Annotated in this window: 12 protein-coding genes; 8 read left to right on the top strand and 4 right to left on the bottom strand. The window is 72.9% G+C overall.

Going from position 1 to position 16,059, the window contains the following annotated elements; translation table 11 throughout:
* Window positions 1-122: 122 nt before the first annotated feature.
* From rhaI to ACFZCF_RS21985, 6 genes are all read left to right on the top strand, one after another.
* A complete protein-coding gene (rhaI, locus tag ACFZCF_RS22010; protein ID WP_391288258.1) occupies window positions 123-1,289 on the top strand; it encodes an L-rhamnose isomerase in 1,167 nt (388 codons plus the stop codon).
* Between the two features lie 69 nt (window positions 1,290-1,358).
* Window positions 1,359-3,404, top strand: a complete 2,046-nt coding sequence (locus ACFZCF_RS22005) for a bifunctional aldolase/short-chain dehydrogenase (RefSeq protein ID WP_391288154.1) — start codon at window positions 1,359-1,361, stop codon at window positions 3,402-3,404.
* Window positions 3,401-4,933, top strand: a complete 1,533-nt coding sequence (locus tag ACFZCF_RS22000; protein WP_391288152.1) for an FGGY-family carbohydrate kinase — start codon at window positions 3,401-3,403, stop codon at window positions 4,931-4,933. Before ACFZCF_RS22005 ends, ACFZCF_RS22000 begins: the two co-directional genes overlap by 4 nt.
* A complete protein-coding gene (locus ACFZCF_RS21995) occupies window positions 4,933-5,649 on the top strand; it encodes a (Fe-S)-binding protein (RefSeq protein ID WP_388446235.1) in 717 nt (238 codons plus the stop codon). The genes ACFZCF_RS22000 and ACFZCF_RS21995 overlap by 1 nt, the downstream gene beginning before the upstream one ends.
* Window positions 5,646-7,118 (top strand): LutB/LldF family L-lactate oxidation iron-sulfur protein, encoded by a 1,473-nt coding sequence (locus tag ACFZCF_RS21990; RefSeq protein WP_391288150.1) that lies wholly within the window; start codon window positions 5,646-5,648, stop codon window positions 7,116-7,118. The genes ACFZCF_RS21995 and ACFZCF_RS21990 overlap by 4 nt, the downstream gene beginning before the upstream one ends.
* Complete coding sequence (locus ACFZCF_RS21985; RefSeq protein ID WP_391288147.1) at window positions 7,115-7,762, top strand: LUD domain-containing protein; 648 nt, start codon at window positions 7,115-7,117, stop codon at window positions 7,760-7,762. The genes ACFZCF_RS21990 and ACFZCF_RS21985 overlap by 4 nt, the downstream gene beginning before the upstream one ends.
* On the opposite strand, the gene ACFZCF_RS21980 is transcribed toward ACFZCF_RS21985, so the two are convergent.
* From ACFZCF_RS21980 to ACFZCF_RS21965, 4 genes are read right to left on the bottom strand one after another with little or no spacing between them, the layout of a single operon-like run.
* Window positions 7,763-8,788, bottom strand: a complete 1,026-nt coding sequence (locus tag ACFZCF_RS21980) for a LacI family DNA-binding transcriptional regulator (RefSeq protein ID WP_388446226.1) — start codon at window positions 8,786-8,788, stop codon at window positions 7,763-7,765.
* A 29-nt stretch (window positions 8,789-8,817) separates the two neighbouring features.
* Window positions 8,818-9,732: a carbohydrate ABC transporter permease gene (locus tag ACFZCF_RS21975; protein WP_388446222.1), complete on the bottom strand. Its 915-nt coding sequence runs from the start codon at window positions 9,730-9,732 to the stop codon at window positions 8,818-8,820.
* Window positions 9,729-10,661 carry an ABC transporter permease subunit gene (locus ACFZCF_RS21970; protein ID WP_391288144.1) on the bottom strand — a complete coding sequence of 311 codons (933 nt, stop codon included), beginning with the start codon at window positions 10,659-10,661 and terminating at the stop codon, window positions 9,729-9,731. The genes ACFZCF_RS21975 and ACFZCF_RS21970 overlap by 4 nt, the downstream gene beginning before the upstream one ends.
* Window positions 10,658-11,974, bottom strand: a complete 1,317-nt coding sequence (locus ACFZCF_RS21965; protein ID WP_391288142.1) for an extracellular solute-binding protein — start codon at window positions 11,972-11,974, stop codon at window positions 10,658-10,660. Before ACFZCF_RS21965 ends, ACFZCF_RS21970 begins: the two co-directional genes overlap by 4 nt.
* A 215-nt stretch (window positions 11,975-12,189) precedes the next feature.
* Between ACFZCF_RS21965 and ACFZCF_RS21960 the strand changes: the two genes are divergently transcribed.
* Window positions 12,190-14,211: a beta-galactosidase gene (locus tag ACFZCF_RS21960; RefSeq protein WP_391288139.1), complete on the top strand. Its 2,022-nt coding sequence runs from the start codon at window positions 12,190-12,192 to the stop codon at window positions 14,209-14,211.
* Window positions 14,212-14,384: 173 nt separating this feature from the next.
* Complete coding sequence (locus tag ACFZCF_RS21955) at window positions 14,385-15,965, top strand: glycosyl hydrolase 53 family protein (RefSeq protein ID WP_391288137.1); 1,581 nt, start codon at window positions 14,385-14,387, stop codon at window positions 15,963-15,965.
* Window positions 15,966-16,059 lie beyond the last annotated feature (94 nt).

The raw sequence follows: 16,059 nt of genomic DNA, 5'->3' as shown, positions 1-16,059 counted from the left end.
TCCCGGACGCTAGGTCCCCGTCGCCACCGCGGTCAAGAACCTTGACGACACCTTGGGCGAAGGCTAGCTTCCCAGACGACTGAATCGATTCATTGAATTCGACCGAACGCACCGAGGTGGACATGCCCGACATCGCCGCCGTGAAGGCCGCCCTCGCCGCCCAGCGGATCGAGACCCCCTCCTGGGGCTACGGGAACTCCGGCACCCGCTTCAAGGTGTTCGCGCAGCCCGGCGTCCCCCGCGACCCGTACGAGAAGCTCGACGACGCCGCCGAGGTGCACGCCCGCACCGGCGTCGCCCCCAAGGTGTCGCTGCACATCCCGTGGGACCGGGTCGACGACTACGCCGCTCTCGGCGCGTACGCGAAGGAGCGCGGCCTGGAGCTCGGGGCGATCAACTCCAACACCTTCCAGGAGGACGACTACCGCCTCGGCAGCGTCTGCCACCCGGACCCGAAGGTGCGCCGCAAGGCCGTCGGCCACCTCCTGGAGTGCGTCGACATCATGGACGCCACCGGGTCGACGGACCTGAAGCTGTGGTTCGCCGACGGCACCAACTACCCCGGCCAGGACGACGTCACCGCCCGCCAGGACCGGCTCGCCGAGTGCCTCGCCGAGGTGTACGCGCGACTCGGCGACGACCAGCGGATGCTCCTGGAGTACAAGCTCTTCGAGCCGGCCTTCTACACCACCGACGTCCCGGACTGGGGCACCGCGTACGCCCACTGCCTCAAGCTCGGCCCCAAGGCGAAGGTCGTGGTCGACACCGGGCACCACGCCCCGGGCACCAACATCGAGTTCATCGTCGCCCTCCTCCTGCGCGAGGGGAAGCTCGGCGGGTTCGACTTCAACTCCCGCTTCTACGCCGACGACGACCTGATGGTCGGCTCCTCCGACCCCTTCCAGCTCTTCCGGATCATGCACGAGGTCGTCCGGAACGGCGGCCTGGACGCCGCCGCGGACGTGGCCTTCATGCTCGACCAGTGCCACAACATCGAGGCCAAGGTCCCGGCCGTCATCCGCTCCATGATGAACGTGCAGGAAGCCACCGCCAAGGCCCTCCTCGTCGACGCCGCCGCGCTCGCCGCCGCCCAGCGCTCCGGTGACGTGCTCGCCGCCCACGCCGTCCTCATGGACGCCTACGCCACCGACGTCCGTCCCCTCCTGCGCGAACTCCGCGAGGAGCAGGGCCTCGACCCCGACCCGGTGGCCGCCACCCTCCGCTCCGGACGCCTGGAGCGCGTCGCCGCCGAGCGCGTCGGCGGCGCCCAGGCCGGCTGGGGCGCGTAACCCCGCCTCCCCCGACTCCGCTTCCCCCTGCCCCGTCCCCCTTCCCGGCCATCAGGAGAGAAGACCGCCATGACTTCCGGCACCCACCCCGAGGTCGCCGCCCTCCTCGCGCGCGCCCACCGACTCGGCGCCGATCCGACCGTCACCAACTACGCGGGCGGCAACGCCTCCGCGAAGGGCTCCGCCCCCGACCCGGTCACCGGCGGGGAGGTGGAGCTGATGTGGGTGAAGGGCTCCGGGGGCGACCTCGGCACCCTCACCGAGGACGGGCTCGCCGTCCTCCGGCTCGACCGGCTGCGCGCCCTCGCCTCCGTCTACCCGGGGGTGGAGCGCGAGGACGAGATGGTCGCCGCCTTCGACCACTGCCTGTACGGGAAGGGCGGCGCGGCCCCCTCCATCGACACCGCCATGCACGGCCTGGTCGACGCGCCCCACGTCGACCACCTGCACCCGGACGCGGGCATCGCGCTGGCCTGCGCCGCCGACGGCGAGAAGCTGACGGCGGAATGCTTCGGCCCCACGGTGGCCTGGGTGCCGTGGCGGCGGCCCGGCTTCCAGCTCGGGCTCGACATCGCGGCCGTCCGGGCCGCCCACCCGCGGGCCGTCGGCTGCGTCCTGGGCGGGCACGGCATCACCGCCTGGGGCGCCACCTCCGAGGAGTGCGAGCGCAACGCGCTGCACATCGTCCGCACCGCCGAGGCCTTCCTCGCCGAGCGCGGACGCCCCGAGCCGTTCGGCCCGGTCGTCGACGGGTACGAGCCCCTGCCGGAGCGGCTGCGCCGGGAACGGGCCGCCGCGCTCGCGCCCTACGTCCGCGCCCTCGCCTCCCAGGACCGGCCGCAGGTCGGCCACTTCACCGACTCCGGGACCGTCCTCGACTTCGTGTCCCGCTCCGGGCACCCCCGCCTCGCCGCGCTCGGCACCTCCTGTCCTGACCACTTCCTGCGCACCAAGGTGCGGCCGCTCGTCCTCGACCTGCCGCCCGACGCGCCCCTCGACGAGACGGTGGCCCGGCTGCGGGAGCTGCACGCCGCCTACCGCGAGGAGTACGCCGCCTACTACCACCGGCACGCGCTGCCGGACTCGCCGCCGATGAGGGGCGCCGACCCGGCGATCGTCCTCGTGCCCGGCGTCGGGATGTTCTCCTTCGGCAAGGACAAGCAGACGGCGCGCGTGGCGGGCGAGTTCTACGTCAACGCGATCAACGTGATGCGCGGTGCCGAGGCGGTGTCGGAGTACGCCCCCATCGATGAGGCCGAGAAGTTCCGCATCGAGTACTGGGAGCTGGAGGAGGCGAAGCTGCGGCGGCTGCCGAGGCCGAAGCCGCTGGCGACCCGGGTGGCGCTGGTGACCGGCGCGGGCAGCGGCATCGGGCGGGCGATCGCGGCGCGGCTCGCCGCCGAGGGCGCGTGCGTCGTGGTGGCGGACGTGAACGCCGGGAGCGCGGCGGAGGTCGCGGCCGAACTCGGCGGCCCCGACCGGGCGGTGGCCGTGACGGTGGACGTGACGGACGAGGCGGCGATCGAAGCCGCCTTCCGGGAGGCGGTCCTGGCGTTCGGCGGAGTCGACCTGGTGGTCAACAACGCCGGGATCTCGATCTCCAGGCCGCTCCTGGAGACCACGGCCGAGGACTGGGACCTCCAGCACGCCATCATGGCCCGGGGCTCCTTCCTGGTCTCCCGCGAGGCGGCCCGGGTGATGACCGCACAGGGACTGGGCGGCGACATCGTGTACATCGCGTCGAAGAACGCGGTCTTCGCCGGCCCGAACAACATCGCCTACTCGGCGACCAAGGCCGACCAGGCCCATCAGGTGCGGCTGCTCGCCGCCGAGCTGGGCGAGCACGGGATCCGCGTGAACGGCGTGAACCCGGACGGCGTGGTGCGCGGTTCGGGGATCTTCGCCGGCGGCTGGGGAGCGCAGCGGGCGGCGACGTACGGCATCGAGGAGGAGGAGCTGGGCGAGTTCTACGCGCGGCGGACGCTGCTGAAGCGGGAGGTGCTGCCGGAGCACGTGGCGAACGCGGTCTTCGCGCTCACCGGCGGGGACCTCACGCACACCACCGGCCTCCACGTGCCCGTCGACGCGGGCGTCGCCGCGGCCTTCCTGCGATGAGCGCGCTTCCCCCGGCGCGCCGCGGCCTTCCCGCGCCGAGCGGGCGCACCGGGACGTTCGCTGCGGCCGATCTGGGGGCCACCAGCGGGCGGGTCATGGTCGGCCGGATCGGGCCCGGCACCCTGGAACTGGCCGAGACCCACCGCTTCCCCAACGTGCCGGTGCGGCTGCCGGACGGGCTCCGCTGGGACGCGCTCGGTCTGTTCCAGGGGATCCTGGACGGGCTGCGGACGGCGGCCCGGTCCGGTCCGGTGGACTCCGTCGGGGTGGACACCTGGGCGGTCGACCACGGGCTGCTCGACGCCGACGGGGCGCTGCTCGGCGCCCCGTTCCACTACCGGGACGCGCGGACCGACGGGGTCGCGGCGGGGGTGTGGGAGCGGGTCGGGGGCGCGGCGGCGCTGTACCGGACGACCGGGCTGCAGCACCTGCCGTTCAACACGGTCTTCCAGCTGGCCGCTTCCGCCGGCTCCGCCCAGTTCGCGGCGGCCCGGACCCTGTTGCTCATGCCCGACCTGTTCGCGTACTGGCTGACGGGGACGGTCGGGGCGGAGGAGACGAACGCCTCGACGACCGGGCTGTTCGACGTCCGGGCCGGCACGTGGGCCGGGGAGCTGCTCGACGCGCTCGGCGTCGATCCGGCGTTGCTGCCGCCGCTGCGGGCGCCCGGCGATCCGGCGGGGACGCTGCTGCCGCACGTGACGGAGTACACCGGGCTGCCGGCGGGCACGCCGGTGACGGCGGTCGCCTCGCACGACACGGCGTCGGCGGTGGTGGCCGTTCCCGCGAGCGGGGCCGAGGGCGGCGCCGTCGCGTTCGTGTCGTGCGGCACGTGGTCGCTCGCCGGGCTCGAACTGCCCGGCCCGGTCCTGTCGGAGGAGGCCCGGGCGGCGAACTTCACCAACGAGCGGGGTGTCGACGGCACGGTGCGGTTCCTGCGGAACGTGATGGGGCTGTGGCTGTGGGAGGAGTGCCGCAGGACCTGGGAGGGACGGGGGCGGGTGGTGGACCTGCCCGCGCTGCTCGTACGGGCGGGGCGGGAGCGGCCGTTCCGGTCGCTGGTCGATCCGGACGCGCCGGACTTCCTGGCGCCCGGGGACATGCCCGCGCGGATCTCGGCGTACTGCCGGCGCACCGGGCAACCGGTGCCGGAGACCCCGGCGGCGGTGCTGCGGTGCGTCCTGGAGTCGCTGGCCCTGGCGCACCGGCGCACCCTGCGGGAGGCCGCGGGGCTGTCCGGGCGGGAGCTCCGGCGGATCCATCTGGTGGGCGGCGGGGCCCGGAACCCGCTGCTGTGCCAGTGGACGGCGGACGCGACGGGCCTGCCGGTGACGGCGGGCCCGGTGGAGGCCACGGCGCTGGGGAACGTGCTGGTGCAGGCGCGGGCCGCGGGGCTCGTGGGCGACCTGGCCGCCGGGCGCCGCCTGGTCGCCGGGACGCAGCCCCTGCGACACTACGAGCCGCAGGGCGACGGTTCCGCCTGGGACCGGGCCGCCGCACGATTCGAACCGTCCCCGAGGAACTGCTGATGCGCGTCGCCCTCTTCGTCACCTGCGTCAACGACGCCGTCTTCCCTTCGACGGGGGTGGCCACGGTCCGGCTGCTCGAACGGCTGGGGGTGGAGGTGGACTTCCCGGCGGCGCAGACCTGCTGCGGGCAGCCCCAGTTCAACACCGGCTACCGGCGGGAGACCGAGCCGCTGGTGCGGCGCACGGTCCGCGCCTTCGACGGGTACGACCACGTCGTCGTCCCGTCGGGTTCGTGCGCGGCGATGGTCCGCCACCACTACCCGGCCTTCGGGCCGGAGGCGGCGGCGCTCGGGCCGCGCACCCACGAGCTGACGGAGTTCCTGGTCGACGTGCTGGGCGTGACCGACGTGGGCGCGTGGTTCCCGCACAGGGTCACGTACCACCCGTCGTGCCACGGCCTGCGGATGCTGGGCCTGGGCGATCGGCCGCGCCGCCTCCTGGAGGCGGTGCGGGGACTGGACCTTGTGGAGCTGCCGGGGGCGGAGGAGTGCTGCGGATTCGGCGGCACCTTCGCGGTGAAGAACCCGGACGTGTCGGCGGCGATGGGCGCGGACAAGGTGGCGCACGCGGTGTCGACCGGCGCCGGGGTGCTGTGCGGCGCGGACAACTCGTGTCTGCTGCACCTCGGCGGCATGCTGAGCCGGCAGGGGGCGCCGCTGCGGGCGGTGCACCTGGCGGAGATCCTGGCGAGCACGGAAGAGGAGCCCTGGCGGTGAGCGGAGTGTTCGTCGGAATGCCGGCCTTTCCCGAGGCCGCGCGGTCGGCGGTGCGGGACGAGCGGTTGCGGCGCAATCTGCGGCACGCTACGCACACCATCCGCGACAAGCGGGCGCGGGCGGTCGCGGAGCTGGCCGACTGGGCCGAGCTGCGGGAGGCCGGGAAGCTCATCAAGGACCGGACGCTCCGTCACCTCGACACGTACCTCCTGCGGTTGGAGGAGGCGGTGACGGCGGCGGGCGGCACGGTGCACTGGGCGGCGGACGCGGCCGAGGCGAACCGGATCGTCACCGATCTGGTGAAGGCGACCGGCGAGACGGAGGTCGTCAAGGTCAAGTCGATGGCCACCCAGGAGATCGGGCTCAACGAGGCCCTGGAGGCGGAGGGGATCCGCGCCTACGAGACGGATCTGGCCGAGCTGATCGTGCAGCTCGGCGAGGACCGGCCCTCGCACATCCTGGTCCCCGCGATCCACCGCAACCGGGGCGAGATCCGCGACATCTTCCGTGACACCATGGGGAGTTGGGGCCGGCCCGCACCGGAGGGGCTGTCCGACTCGCCCGCCGAGCTGGCGGAGGCGGCCCGGCTGCACCTGCGGGAGAAGTTCCTGCGGGCGAAGGTCGGGATCTCCGGGGCGAACTTCATGGTCGCCGAGACCGGCACGCTCGTCGTCGTGGAGTCGGAGGGCAACGGCCGGATGTGCCTGACCCTCCCCGAGACGCTGATCTCGGTCGTGGGCGTGGAGAAGGTGGTGCCGGAGTGGCGGGACCTGGAGGTGTTCCTCCAGACGCTCCCCCGCTCCTCGACGGCCGAGCGGATGAACCCGTACACGAGCATGTGGACGGGGACGACGGACGCCGACGGGCCGCGGACCTTCCATCTGGTGCTGCTCGACAACGGCCGCACCGACGCCCTGGCCGACGAGGTCGGCCGGCAGGCGCTGCGCTGCATCCGCTGCTCGGCCTGCCTGAACGTGTGCCCGGTGTACGAGCGGGCCGGCGGGCACGCGTACGGCTCCGTCTACCCCGGCCCGATCGGCGCGATCCTCACCCCGCAGCTGCGCGGCACCACGAGCGAGGTCGACGCCTCCCTGCCGTACGCCTCCTCGCTCTGCGGGGCCTGCTACGAGGTGTGCCCGGTCGCCATCGACATCCCGGAGGTGCTGGTGCACCTGCGCGAGAAGGTCGCCGACCGGGGCGGAAAGGGCCACCGGCTGGAGAAGGCGGCGATGAGGGCCGCCGGGTGGGTCCTCGACCACCCCGGTGTCCTCGCGGCGGGCGAACGCGTCGCGTCGAGGACGCGCGGGCTGCTCCCCGAGAGGCTGCCGGGCCCCGGTGCCCGCCAGTGGACGGACCACCGGGACCTGCCCGACCTGCCCGCCGAGCCCTTCCGGGACTGGTGGAGGAAGAACCGCCCGGAAGACCGCCCGGAGGACCGCGCCGGAGACCGCACAGGAGACCGCCCGTGAGCCGGAACTCCCGCGACCGGATCCTCGCCCGGATCCGGTCCGCCGTCGCCGACGCCCCCGAGGCACCGGAGGTGCCGCGCGCGTACCTCGTCCGGCACGCCCCGGACGACCCGGACGCGGTGCTCGACCTGCTGCACGAGAACCTCGCCGACTACCGGGCCCACGTGCACCGCACCGACGGGGCCGGGCTGTCCGCGCTGATCGCACGGCGGCTGGAGGAGCGCGGCGCGCGGACGGTGGTGGTACCGGACGGGCTGCCGGCCCGGTGGCTCGCCGGCACGGCGGCTGAGCGGGTCCCGGACGCCCGGCTCGGTCCGGCGGCCCTGGACGCGGTCGACGCCGTGGTCACGGGGTGCGCGCTCGCCGTCGCCGAGACCGGCACGCTCGTGCTCGACGGCGGGCCCGGGCAGGGACGGCGGGCGCTCAGCCTCGTACCGGATCTGCACGTGTGCGTCGTCCGCGAGGAACAGGTCGTCGCCTCCGTGCCGGAGGCGCTGCCGCGGCTCGACCCGCGGCGGCCGCTCACGTGGATCTCGGGGCCGTCGGCGACGAGCGACATCGAGCTGGACCGGGTCGAGGGCGTCCACGGGCCCCGGACCCTGGAGGTGATCCTGGTCCGGGGCGCGCGGTCCGCGGCGGGGTGATCAGGCGGACGCGCGGATCACCAGTTCCGTGGGGAGGATGACGGTCGCCGGGTCCTCGCCCGCTATCCGGGCGAGGAGGGTGCGGACCATCTCCGCGCTGATCCGGTCCCAGGGCTGCCGGATGGTGGTCAGCGGCGGCTGGGCGTCGTGCGCGGCCGGGGAGTCGTCGAAGCCGCCGACGGCGATGTCCTCGGGGACCCGCTTCCCGGCGCGGGCGAGGGTGTCGAGGACGCCCTGGGCCATGAGGTCGGAGGCGACGAAGACCGCGTCGACGTCGGGCGCCCGCTCCAGGAGGACGCGGGCCCCCTCGGCGCCGCTGGCGCGGCTGTAGTCGCCGGTGACGATCAGGTCCTCGTCGACGGGGAGGCCGCACTCGGCGAGGGTCTCGCGGTAGCCGGCGAGCCGCTCGACGCCGCCGGGGGTGTCGAGCGGGCCGGTGACGGTGGCGATGCGGCGGCGCCCGGTGGCGTGCAGGTGGCGGACCATCTCGCGGGCGCCGTCGCGGTCGTCGGCGGCGACGTACCCGACGCGGGTGGTCTGGCCGAGCGGTTTCCCGCAGGCGACGACGGGGACGCCGGCCTCGTGGAGCCGGGCCACGACGGGGTCGCCGGAGTGGCTGGAGACGAGGAGGACGCCGTCGACGTGGCCCGCCTCGATGTAGCGGAGGTTGCGGCGGCGTTCGTCCTCGGTGCCCGCGATCATCAGGATCAGGGGGATGTCACGGTCGGCGAGGGCCTGGGTGCAGGCGCGCAGGAGGACGTTGAAGTTGGGGTCCTCGAAGAAGCGCTCCTGCGGCTCGGTGAGGAGGAAGGCGACCGAGTCGGACTTGCCGGTGATCAGCGAGCGGGCGTGCCGGTTGACGACGTACCCCGTTCTGCGGATCGCGGCGTCGACGGCCGCCTTGGCCGCGGGGCTGACGTAGTGGCCGCCGTTGAGGACGCGGGAGACGGTGCCGCGCGAGACGCCGGCCTCGCGGGCCACGTCGTGGATCGTCGCGGGACGGCGCCTGCTCGCTGCTGTGCTCATGCTGTGTGTTTCCCCTCGATCCCCTGTGCTCAGGACTTTACGGCGCCGGACAGCAGATCGAGGCTCCAGAACCGCTGGATGACGAGGAAGAGCGCGATCAGCGGAACGACGGCGAGCAGCGCGCCGGTGATGACGAGGGTGTAGAGGGCGGGCTGGCTGGCGCCCTGCTTGAGGAGGGTGAACAGGCCGACGGTCATGGGGAACTTCTCGTCGTCGCCGAGCATGATGAACGGGAGCAGGAAGTTGTTCCAGATGGCGACGAACTGGAACAGGAAGATCGTCACCAGGCCGGGGGCGAGCATCGGCACGGCGATCCGGCTGAAGATGCGCCATTCGCCGGCGCCGTCGACGCGGGCGGCCTCGACGAGCTCCATCGGGATGGCGGCCTCGGCGTAGATGCGGCCGAGGTAGACGCCGTACGGGGAGAGGATCAGGGGCAGCAGCACGGAGGCGTGGCTGTCGGTGAGGTCGGCCTCGGCCATCAGCAGGTACTGGGGGATGGCGAGGATGACCGGCGGCATGAGGACGCCGGTGAGCATGACGTTGAAGAAGAGCTCGCGGCCGCGGAAGCGGTAGACGGCGAGGGCGTAGCCGGCGAAGGCGGAGACGACGGTCGACAGGAGGGCGCCGAGTCCTGCGTAGAGGACGGAGTTGCCCATCCACGTCCAGTAGATGCCGTCGCGGTAGGAGGTGAGTTCGCCGAGGTTGTCGGCGAAGCCGCTGCCGGGGAGGAAGGTGAAGGTGGAGAAGAGTTCGTCGTCGGCCTTGGTGGCGGCGACGACGACCCAGGCGACGGGGAGCAGGCAGTAGAGGGCGCCGAGGACGAGGGCCGCGGTGGGCAGCAGGGCGGTGCGGCGCGGCCGCGGCGGCCCCTGGGGGACGCCGGGGGTGGTGCCGGGCGCGGGGTGCGCCTTGCGGAGCGTCGGGGAGGCGAGCCCGGTCATCGGCTGGCTCCTTGCGTGGTGCGGCGGTTGGAGATCCTGAGGAGGGCGAAGGAGAGCGCGAAGGTGGCCAGGGCGAGGACGACGGCCGTGGCGGAGGCCGCGTGGATGTTCCCGCCGGTGAACGCGTCGTTGTAGACCTTCATCAGGGGGCTCCAGGTGGAGGGGATGCCGTTGGTGAGCGGCTTGAGCGTCATGGGCTCGTTGAAGACCTGGAGGGTGGCGATGACGGAGAAGAAGAAGGTGAGGACGAGGGAGGGCACCACCATCGGGATCTTGACGCGGAGCGCGATCTGGAGTTCGGAGCAGCCGTCGAGCTTGGCGGCCTCGTACACCTCCGCGGGCAGGGCGCGCAGCGCGGTGTAGATGACGATCATGTTGAAGCCGGTGCCGCCCCAGACGGCGATGTTGGACATCGCGAGGTAGAGCGGGCCGCCGTCCATGAGGTCGGGCTGCGGGAGGCCGGCCTTCTCCAGGAGGTGGTGGAAGGGGCTGACGGCGGGGAGGTAGAGGAACCCCCAGAGGACGGCGGCGATGACGCCGGGGACGGCGTACGGCAGGAAGATCGCGAGCCGGGCGAAGGAACGGCCCCGGACGCGCTCGGAGTCGAGCAGGAGCGCGAAGAGGAGGGCGAGGCCGAGCATGACGGGGACGACGAGGGCGCCGTAGCCGAGGACGCGCAGGGCGCTCGCGAGGAACTCGGAGTCGGTGAGGGCGGAGGCGTAGTTCTCCAGGCCGGCCCAGACCTCGGACCTGGCGCCCTTGCCGAGGCCGAGACCCTTTATCTCGATCTTGTGGAAGCTGAGCCAGACCGCGTAGCCGATGGGCAGCGCGAAGAAGAGGGCGAAGAGGACGGCGGCCGGGAGGAGGAAGCCGTACGGGGCCGTCTTGACCCCGTACGACCGGCGCGTGCCCTTGGGGGGCTGCGTCACTTGGCGACCTCGAAGCCCTGCTTGGCGAGGTCGTTCACCGTGGTGTCGCGGACGGCGGTGAGGGCCTGGGCGAAGGCGGCGGCGGTCTTGGCCTTGGCGGCCTTGCCGAACTCGTCCTTGAAGGCGGTGTAGGCGACGTTCACGTTGGGGCCCCAGGCGGCGGGGGCGGTGGTCTTCGCGATCTCGGCGGCCTTCGTGTAGAAGTCGGGCTGGTTGGCGAAGTAGTCGGGGGCCTTGGCGAGGGCGCCGCTGGTCTGGGCGGCGGTGGCGGCGGGGTAGATGCCGCTCTCCTTGACGAGGGCGGCGAGCGCCTCGGGGTCGGTGTTCAGCCAGACGGCGAACTTCGCGGCGGCCTCCTTGTGCCGGGAGTCGCTGGTGACGGCGGTGGAGGAGCCGCCCCAGCTGCCGGTGGCGTTCTGGCCCTCGCTCCACTGCGGGAGGGGGGCCATGGCCCACTTGCCCTTGGTGGCGGGGGCGGCGGTGGTCAGGGTGCCGGGGGCCCAGACGGCGGAGACCCAGGCGATCTGCTCGCCGGTGTCGAGGGCCTTGTTCCAGGCGGGCGTGTACATGGGCTGGTTGTCGATGGCGCCCTCGGCGACCAGGCCGCCCCAGAAGTCGGTGACCTTCTTGGTGGCGGCGTCGTCGATGCCGACCTTCCAGGTGTCGCCCTCGAAGGTCCACCACGCGGCGCCGGCCTGCTGGGAGAGGCCGGCGAAGAGGCCGGCGTCGTTGGCGGAGAAGGTGGTGAGGGCCTTCTTCGGGGCCTTCTTCTTCAGCGCGCGGGCGGTCTCGGCGAAGGCGTCCCAGGTGGTGGGGACGGTGAGGCCGTACTCCTTGAAGAGGTCCTCGCGGTAGAAGAACATCAGCGGGCCGGAGTCCTGCGGGAGGGCGTAGACCGCGTCGCCGCCGAGGGTGGTCTGCTGCCAGATGCCGGGGGCGAACTTCTTCTCGACGCCCTGGACCTCGGGGCCTATGTCGGCGAGCGCGTCGTTGGTGACGAGGGTGGGCAGGGCCTGGTACTCGGCCTGGACCAGGTCGGGGCCCTTGCGGGCCTTGGCGGCGGTGATGATCTTGGTGACGAGATCGTCTCCGGAGGCCTGCTTCTGCACCGTGACCTGGATGTCGGGGTGCTTGGCGTTCCAGAGGGCGGCGACCTTGTCCATGCCGGGCGCCCAGGCCCAGTAGGTGAGCTTGACGGGGCCGGATCCGGCGCCCGCCTCGTCGCCGGAGTCGGATCCACAGGCGGTGAGCGCGGTGGCGCCGACGAGCACGGCGGTGGCGGCGGCGAGGCTGCGGCGCTTGAGCTGGGGCATGGGGGTTCTCCCTGACCGAAAGGGGCCTCTCCATCGGACGGAGAGGCCGACCATGCATCTGTGAGCGTTCACAGTAGAGAAACGTTCCGGACACTTGTCAATGGTTGTTCCTGTGCGGTTATGTTGCGTTGCCACTTCGACATCTGATGTGTGTACGTTCACAGCCACGGCGCTCGAACACCCCCTTCCGTTTCACAGGTGCTCAGGAGAGACTCATGTCTGCCACGACCCCCAAGGGCCTGACCCGGCTCGCGTTCGGCGGGGACTACAACCCCGAACAATGGCCGGAAAGCGTCTGGCAGGAGGACGTGCGGCTGATGCGGGAGGCCGGCGTCACCATGGTGAGCGTCGGGATCTTCTCCTGGGCCCTCCTGGAGCCCGAGCCGGGCCGGTACGACTTCGGCTGGCTGGACCGCGTCCTCGACCTGCTGCACGCGAACGGCGTCCGCGTCGACCTCGGCACCCCGACCGTCGCCCCGCCCGCCTGGTTCTACCGCGCGCACCCCGAGGCGCTCCCCGTCACGGCGGACGGCGCCCGCCTCACGTACGGCTCCCGCGGGGCGATCTGCCACAGCTCCCCCGCCTACCGGGAGGCCGCCGCCCGGATCACCACCGAGCTGGCCCGCCGGTACGCCGACCACCCGGCGCTCGCGCTCTGGCACGTCCACAACGAGTACGGCGTCCCCGTCAGCGCCTGCTACTGCGACGGCTGCGCCGCGCACTTCCGGCGCTGGCTGAACAGCGCGTACGGCTCCGTCGAGGCCGTCAACGAGGCCTGGGGCACCGCCTTCTGGGGCCAACGGTACGGCACGTACGAGGAGATCCTGCCGCCCCGCACCACCCCGACCGTCGGCAACCCGGCCCAGCGGCTGGACTACCGGCGCTTCGCCGACGCCACGATCCGCGAGAACTTCCGCGCGGAGCGGGACATCCTCCACGAGCTGTCCCCGGGGATCCCGGTCACCACCAACTTCATGACCGCGCTCAGCCAGTGCGACTCGATCGACTACTGGGCGTGGGGCCGCGAGGTCGACCTCGTCACCAACGACCACTACCTGATCACCGACGGCCGCCGCACCCACGTCAACCTCGCGATGGCCGCCGACCTGACCCGCTCCGTCGCCGACGGCGCGCCCTGGCTGCTCCTGGAGCACTCCACCTCGGGCGTCAACTGGCAGCCGCGCAACCCGGCGAAGCGGCCCGGCGAGATGGCCCGCAACTCCCTCGCGCACGTCGCCCGCGGCTCCGAGGGCGCGATGTTCTTCCAGTGGCGGCAGTCCCGGCGCGGCGCCGAGAAGTTCCACTCGTCGATGGTCCCGCACGGCGGCACCGACACCCGGATCTGGCGCGAGGTCGTCGAACTCGGCGCCGGGCTCGGCGCCCTGGAGGAGGTCCGCGGCAGCCGGACCGTCCCGGACGTCGCGATGCTGTGGGACTGGCAGTCCTGGTGGGCGCAGAGGCTGGAGTGGCGGCCGAACGAGGCGCACGACGCCCGCGAGCGCGCCGACAGCTTCTACGAGACCCTCTACGACCGGCACCTCACGGTGGACTTCGCCCACCCCGAGGCCGACCTGTCGGCCTACCCGCTGGTCGTCGTCCCCGCGCTGTACCTGATGACGGAGGCGGCCGGGCAGAACCTGCGGGAGTACGTGGAGAACGGCGGCACGCTCGTCGTCTCGTACTTCTCCGGGATCGTCGACGAGCACGACGCCGTCCACCCCGGCGCGTACCCGGGCGCCCTGCGGGACGTCCTGGGGCTCACCGTCGAGGAGTGGTCGCCGCTCCTCGACCACCAGCGGGTCGGGCTCGCCGGGCCCGGCGGCGCGGCGCTCACCGGTGACGTGTGGACCGAGTTCGTCCGCCCGCGCGGCGCCGAGACCGTGTGGACGTACGCGGACGGCCCCGCCGCCGGCGGACCCGCCGTCACCCGCCACCGGCTGGGGCGCGGCACCGCCTGGTACGTCTCCACCCGCCTCGACGCGGCCTCGCTGGACGCGATCGTGGCGGCCGCCGCGGAGGACGCCGGCGTCCCGAGCCGCCCCTCGCTCCCGCGCGACGTCGAGGTCGTCCGCCGGGCGGGCGCCCACGGCCACCACGTCTTCGTCCTCAACCACACGGACGCGGAGGCGAAGGTCCCCCTCGACGGCCCGGGCACGGAACTGCTCGCCGGCGGCGAGGTGAACGGCGTGCTCACCGTCCCGGCGGGCGCCGTCCGGGTCGTCCGCCTGGCCACCTGACGGCGCCGCCTCCCACCGGTCCCGTCGCGGGGCCGGTCCCCGATCTCCCCGGGGGCGGCCGCAGTCGCCGCGCCGCTCCCGGGTGAGCCGTACCCACCCCGATCCCCCGTCCCCGAGGAACAGCGCCACCGCACCACCACTCCCCCGTCCGTCACCGTCGAAGGGACTCGACGATGCGCACCACCAGAGGCCGTTTCCGGCTTCGTTCCGCCGTTCTCGCCACCGCGCTCGGCGCGGGGCTGCTGCTCGCCCCGCTGCCCACGGAGAAGGCCGTGGCCGCGAGCACGCTCACCAACACCGGGTTCGAGGCCGACGGCACCGGTACGGCGACGCCGTCCGGCTGGTCGACCTACTCGGCCACCGGGCAGAACGCCGCCTCCTTCACGGAGGCCGGCGGCCGCAGCGGCGGCCACCGCCTCTCGCACTGGTCGTCGTCGGCGTACAAGGTCGAGACGTACCAGTACCTCAGCGGGCTCGCCGACGGCACGTACACGCTGACGGCGTGGGTACGTTCCGGCGGTGGCCAGAAGTCCGCGTACCTCGCCCTGCGCAACTGCGGGTCCGCCGAGCAGCGCACCGACCTGCCGGTGACCGCCGGCTCCTGGATACGCGTGGTGACCTCCGTCAAGGTCGTCGGCGGCGGCTGCACCGTGAGCGTCAACTCCGATGCCGGCGCCGGGAACTGGCTGAACGTCGACGACCTCTCCTTCACCCCGGGTTCGACCGGGCTCATCGTGAAGGGCGTGGACCTGTCGGCCCTCAAGAAGAACGAGGACTTCGGCGCCACGTACAAGAACGCCGCGGGGACGGCCGGCGACCCGGTCGCACTGCTCAAGGGGGCGGGCGCCAACTACGGCCGGCTGAAGGTGTGGGTGGACCCGGCCGACGGATACAACACCAAGGCCCGGGTCCTCGCCACCGCGAAGCGGATCAAGGCGCAGGGCATGAAACTGCTCGTGGACTTCCACTACTCGGACATCTGGGCGGATCCCGGCGCCCAGACGAAGCCGGCCGCGTGGGCGGGGCACTCGTACGCGCAGCTCAGGACGGACGTGTACAACCACACGTACGACGTCCTCGCCGCGCTGAAGGCGCAGGGCACCACGGCCGACATGGTGCAGATCGGCAACGAGATCAACACGGGCATGCTGTGGCCCGAGGGGTCGACGAGCAACTGGACACAGCTCGCGGGGCTGCTCGGCTCCGGCATCTCGGCGGCGAAGGCGGTGTCGTCCTCGACCCAGATCGCCCTGCACCTGGCGAACGGCGGCGACAACGCGCTGTACCGCACGTGGTTCGACAACGCCAGGGCGCAGGGCGTGAGTTACGACGTGATCGCGCTGTCCTTCTACGGGTACTGGCACGGCTCACTGGCCTCGCTCCAGGCCAACATGGACGACATCTCGGCGCGTTACCGCAAGAAGGTGATGGTCGCGGAGACGGCGTATCCCTTCCGCCTGGACAGCGAGGACGCGCACGAGAACATCATCGACCTGCCCTCGGAACTGGTCCCCGGCTACCCGGCGTCGGCGGCGGGCCAGTCGGCGTGGCTGCGTGACGTGATGAACGTGGTGGAGGCCGTCCCGAGCGGCCGCGGCCTCGGCGTCGTCTACTGGGAGCCGGCCTGGACCGCGGTCGGCGGCAACGGCTGGGACCCGACGGACCCGTCGTCGGGCAACGCCTGGGAGAACCAGGCCCTGTTCGACTACGACAGCCGGCTGCTTCCGGCGGCGGGCTGGTTCGCCCACCGGTAGGGCGCACGGCACCGGCCGGGCCGACGACGCGGCGACGGTCGCGGCGTCGGCCCGGTCGGCCGACGCGCACGAACCGGTGGCCCGGGACGCGGTG

Source organism: Streptomyces sp. NPDC007945, from assembly GCF_042958885.1.
Classification (GTDB): domain Bacteria; phylum Actinomycetota; class Actinomycetes; order Streptomycetales; family Streptomycetaceae; genus Streptomyces.
This window is presented reverse-complemented; position numbering and strand designations above follow the sequence as displayed.

Bases quoted from the DNA above. Each gene is read 5' to 3' on its own strand.
- rhaI (WP_391288258.1), top strand. From the start codon at position 123: ATGCCCGACATCGCCGCCGTGAAGGCCGCCCTCGCCGCCCAGCGGATC.
- ACFZCF_RS21975 (WP_388446222.1), bottom strand. From the start codon at position 9,732: ATGACCGGGCTCGCCTCCCCGACGCTCCGCAAGGCGCACCCCGCGCCC.
- ACFZCF_RS21980 (WP_388446226.1), bottom strand. From the start codon at position 8,788: ATGAGCACAGCAGCGAGCAGGCGCCGTCCCGCGACGATCCACGACGTG.
- ACFZCF_RS22000 (WP_391288152.1), top strand. From the start codon at position 3,401: ATGAGCGCGCTTCCCCCGGCGCGCCGCGGCCTTCCCGCGCCGAGCGGG.
- ACFZCF_RS21960 (WP_391288139.1), top strand. From the start codon at position 12,190: ATGTCTGCCACGACCCCCAAGGGCCTGACCCGGCTCGCGTTCGGCGGG.
- ACFZCF_RS21965 (WP_391288142.1), bottom strand. From the start codon at position 11,974: ATGCCCCAGCTCAAGCGCCGCAGCCTCGCCGCCGCCACCGCCGTGCTC.
- ACFZCF_RS21955 (WP_391288137.1), top strand. From the start codon at position 14,385: ATGCGCACCACCAGAGGCCGTTTCCGGCTTCGTTCCGCCGTTCTCGCC.
- ACFZCF_RS22005 (WP_391288154.1), top strand. From the start codon at position 1,359: ATGACTTCCGGCACCCACCCCGAGGTCGCCGCCCTCCTCGCGCGCGCC.
- ACFZCF_RS21995 (WP_388446235.1), top strand. From the start codon at position 4,933: ATGCGCGTCGCCCTCTTCGTCACCTGCGTCAACGACGCCGTCTTCCCT.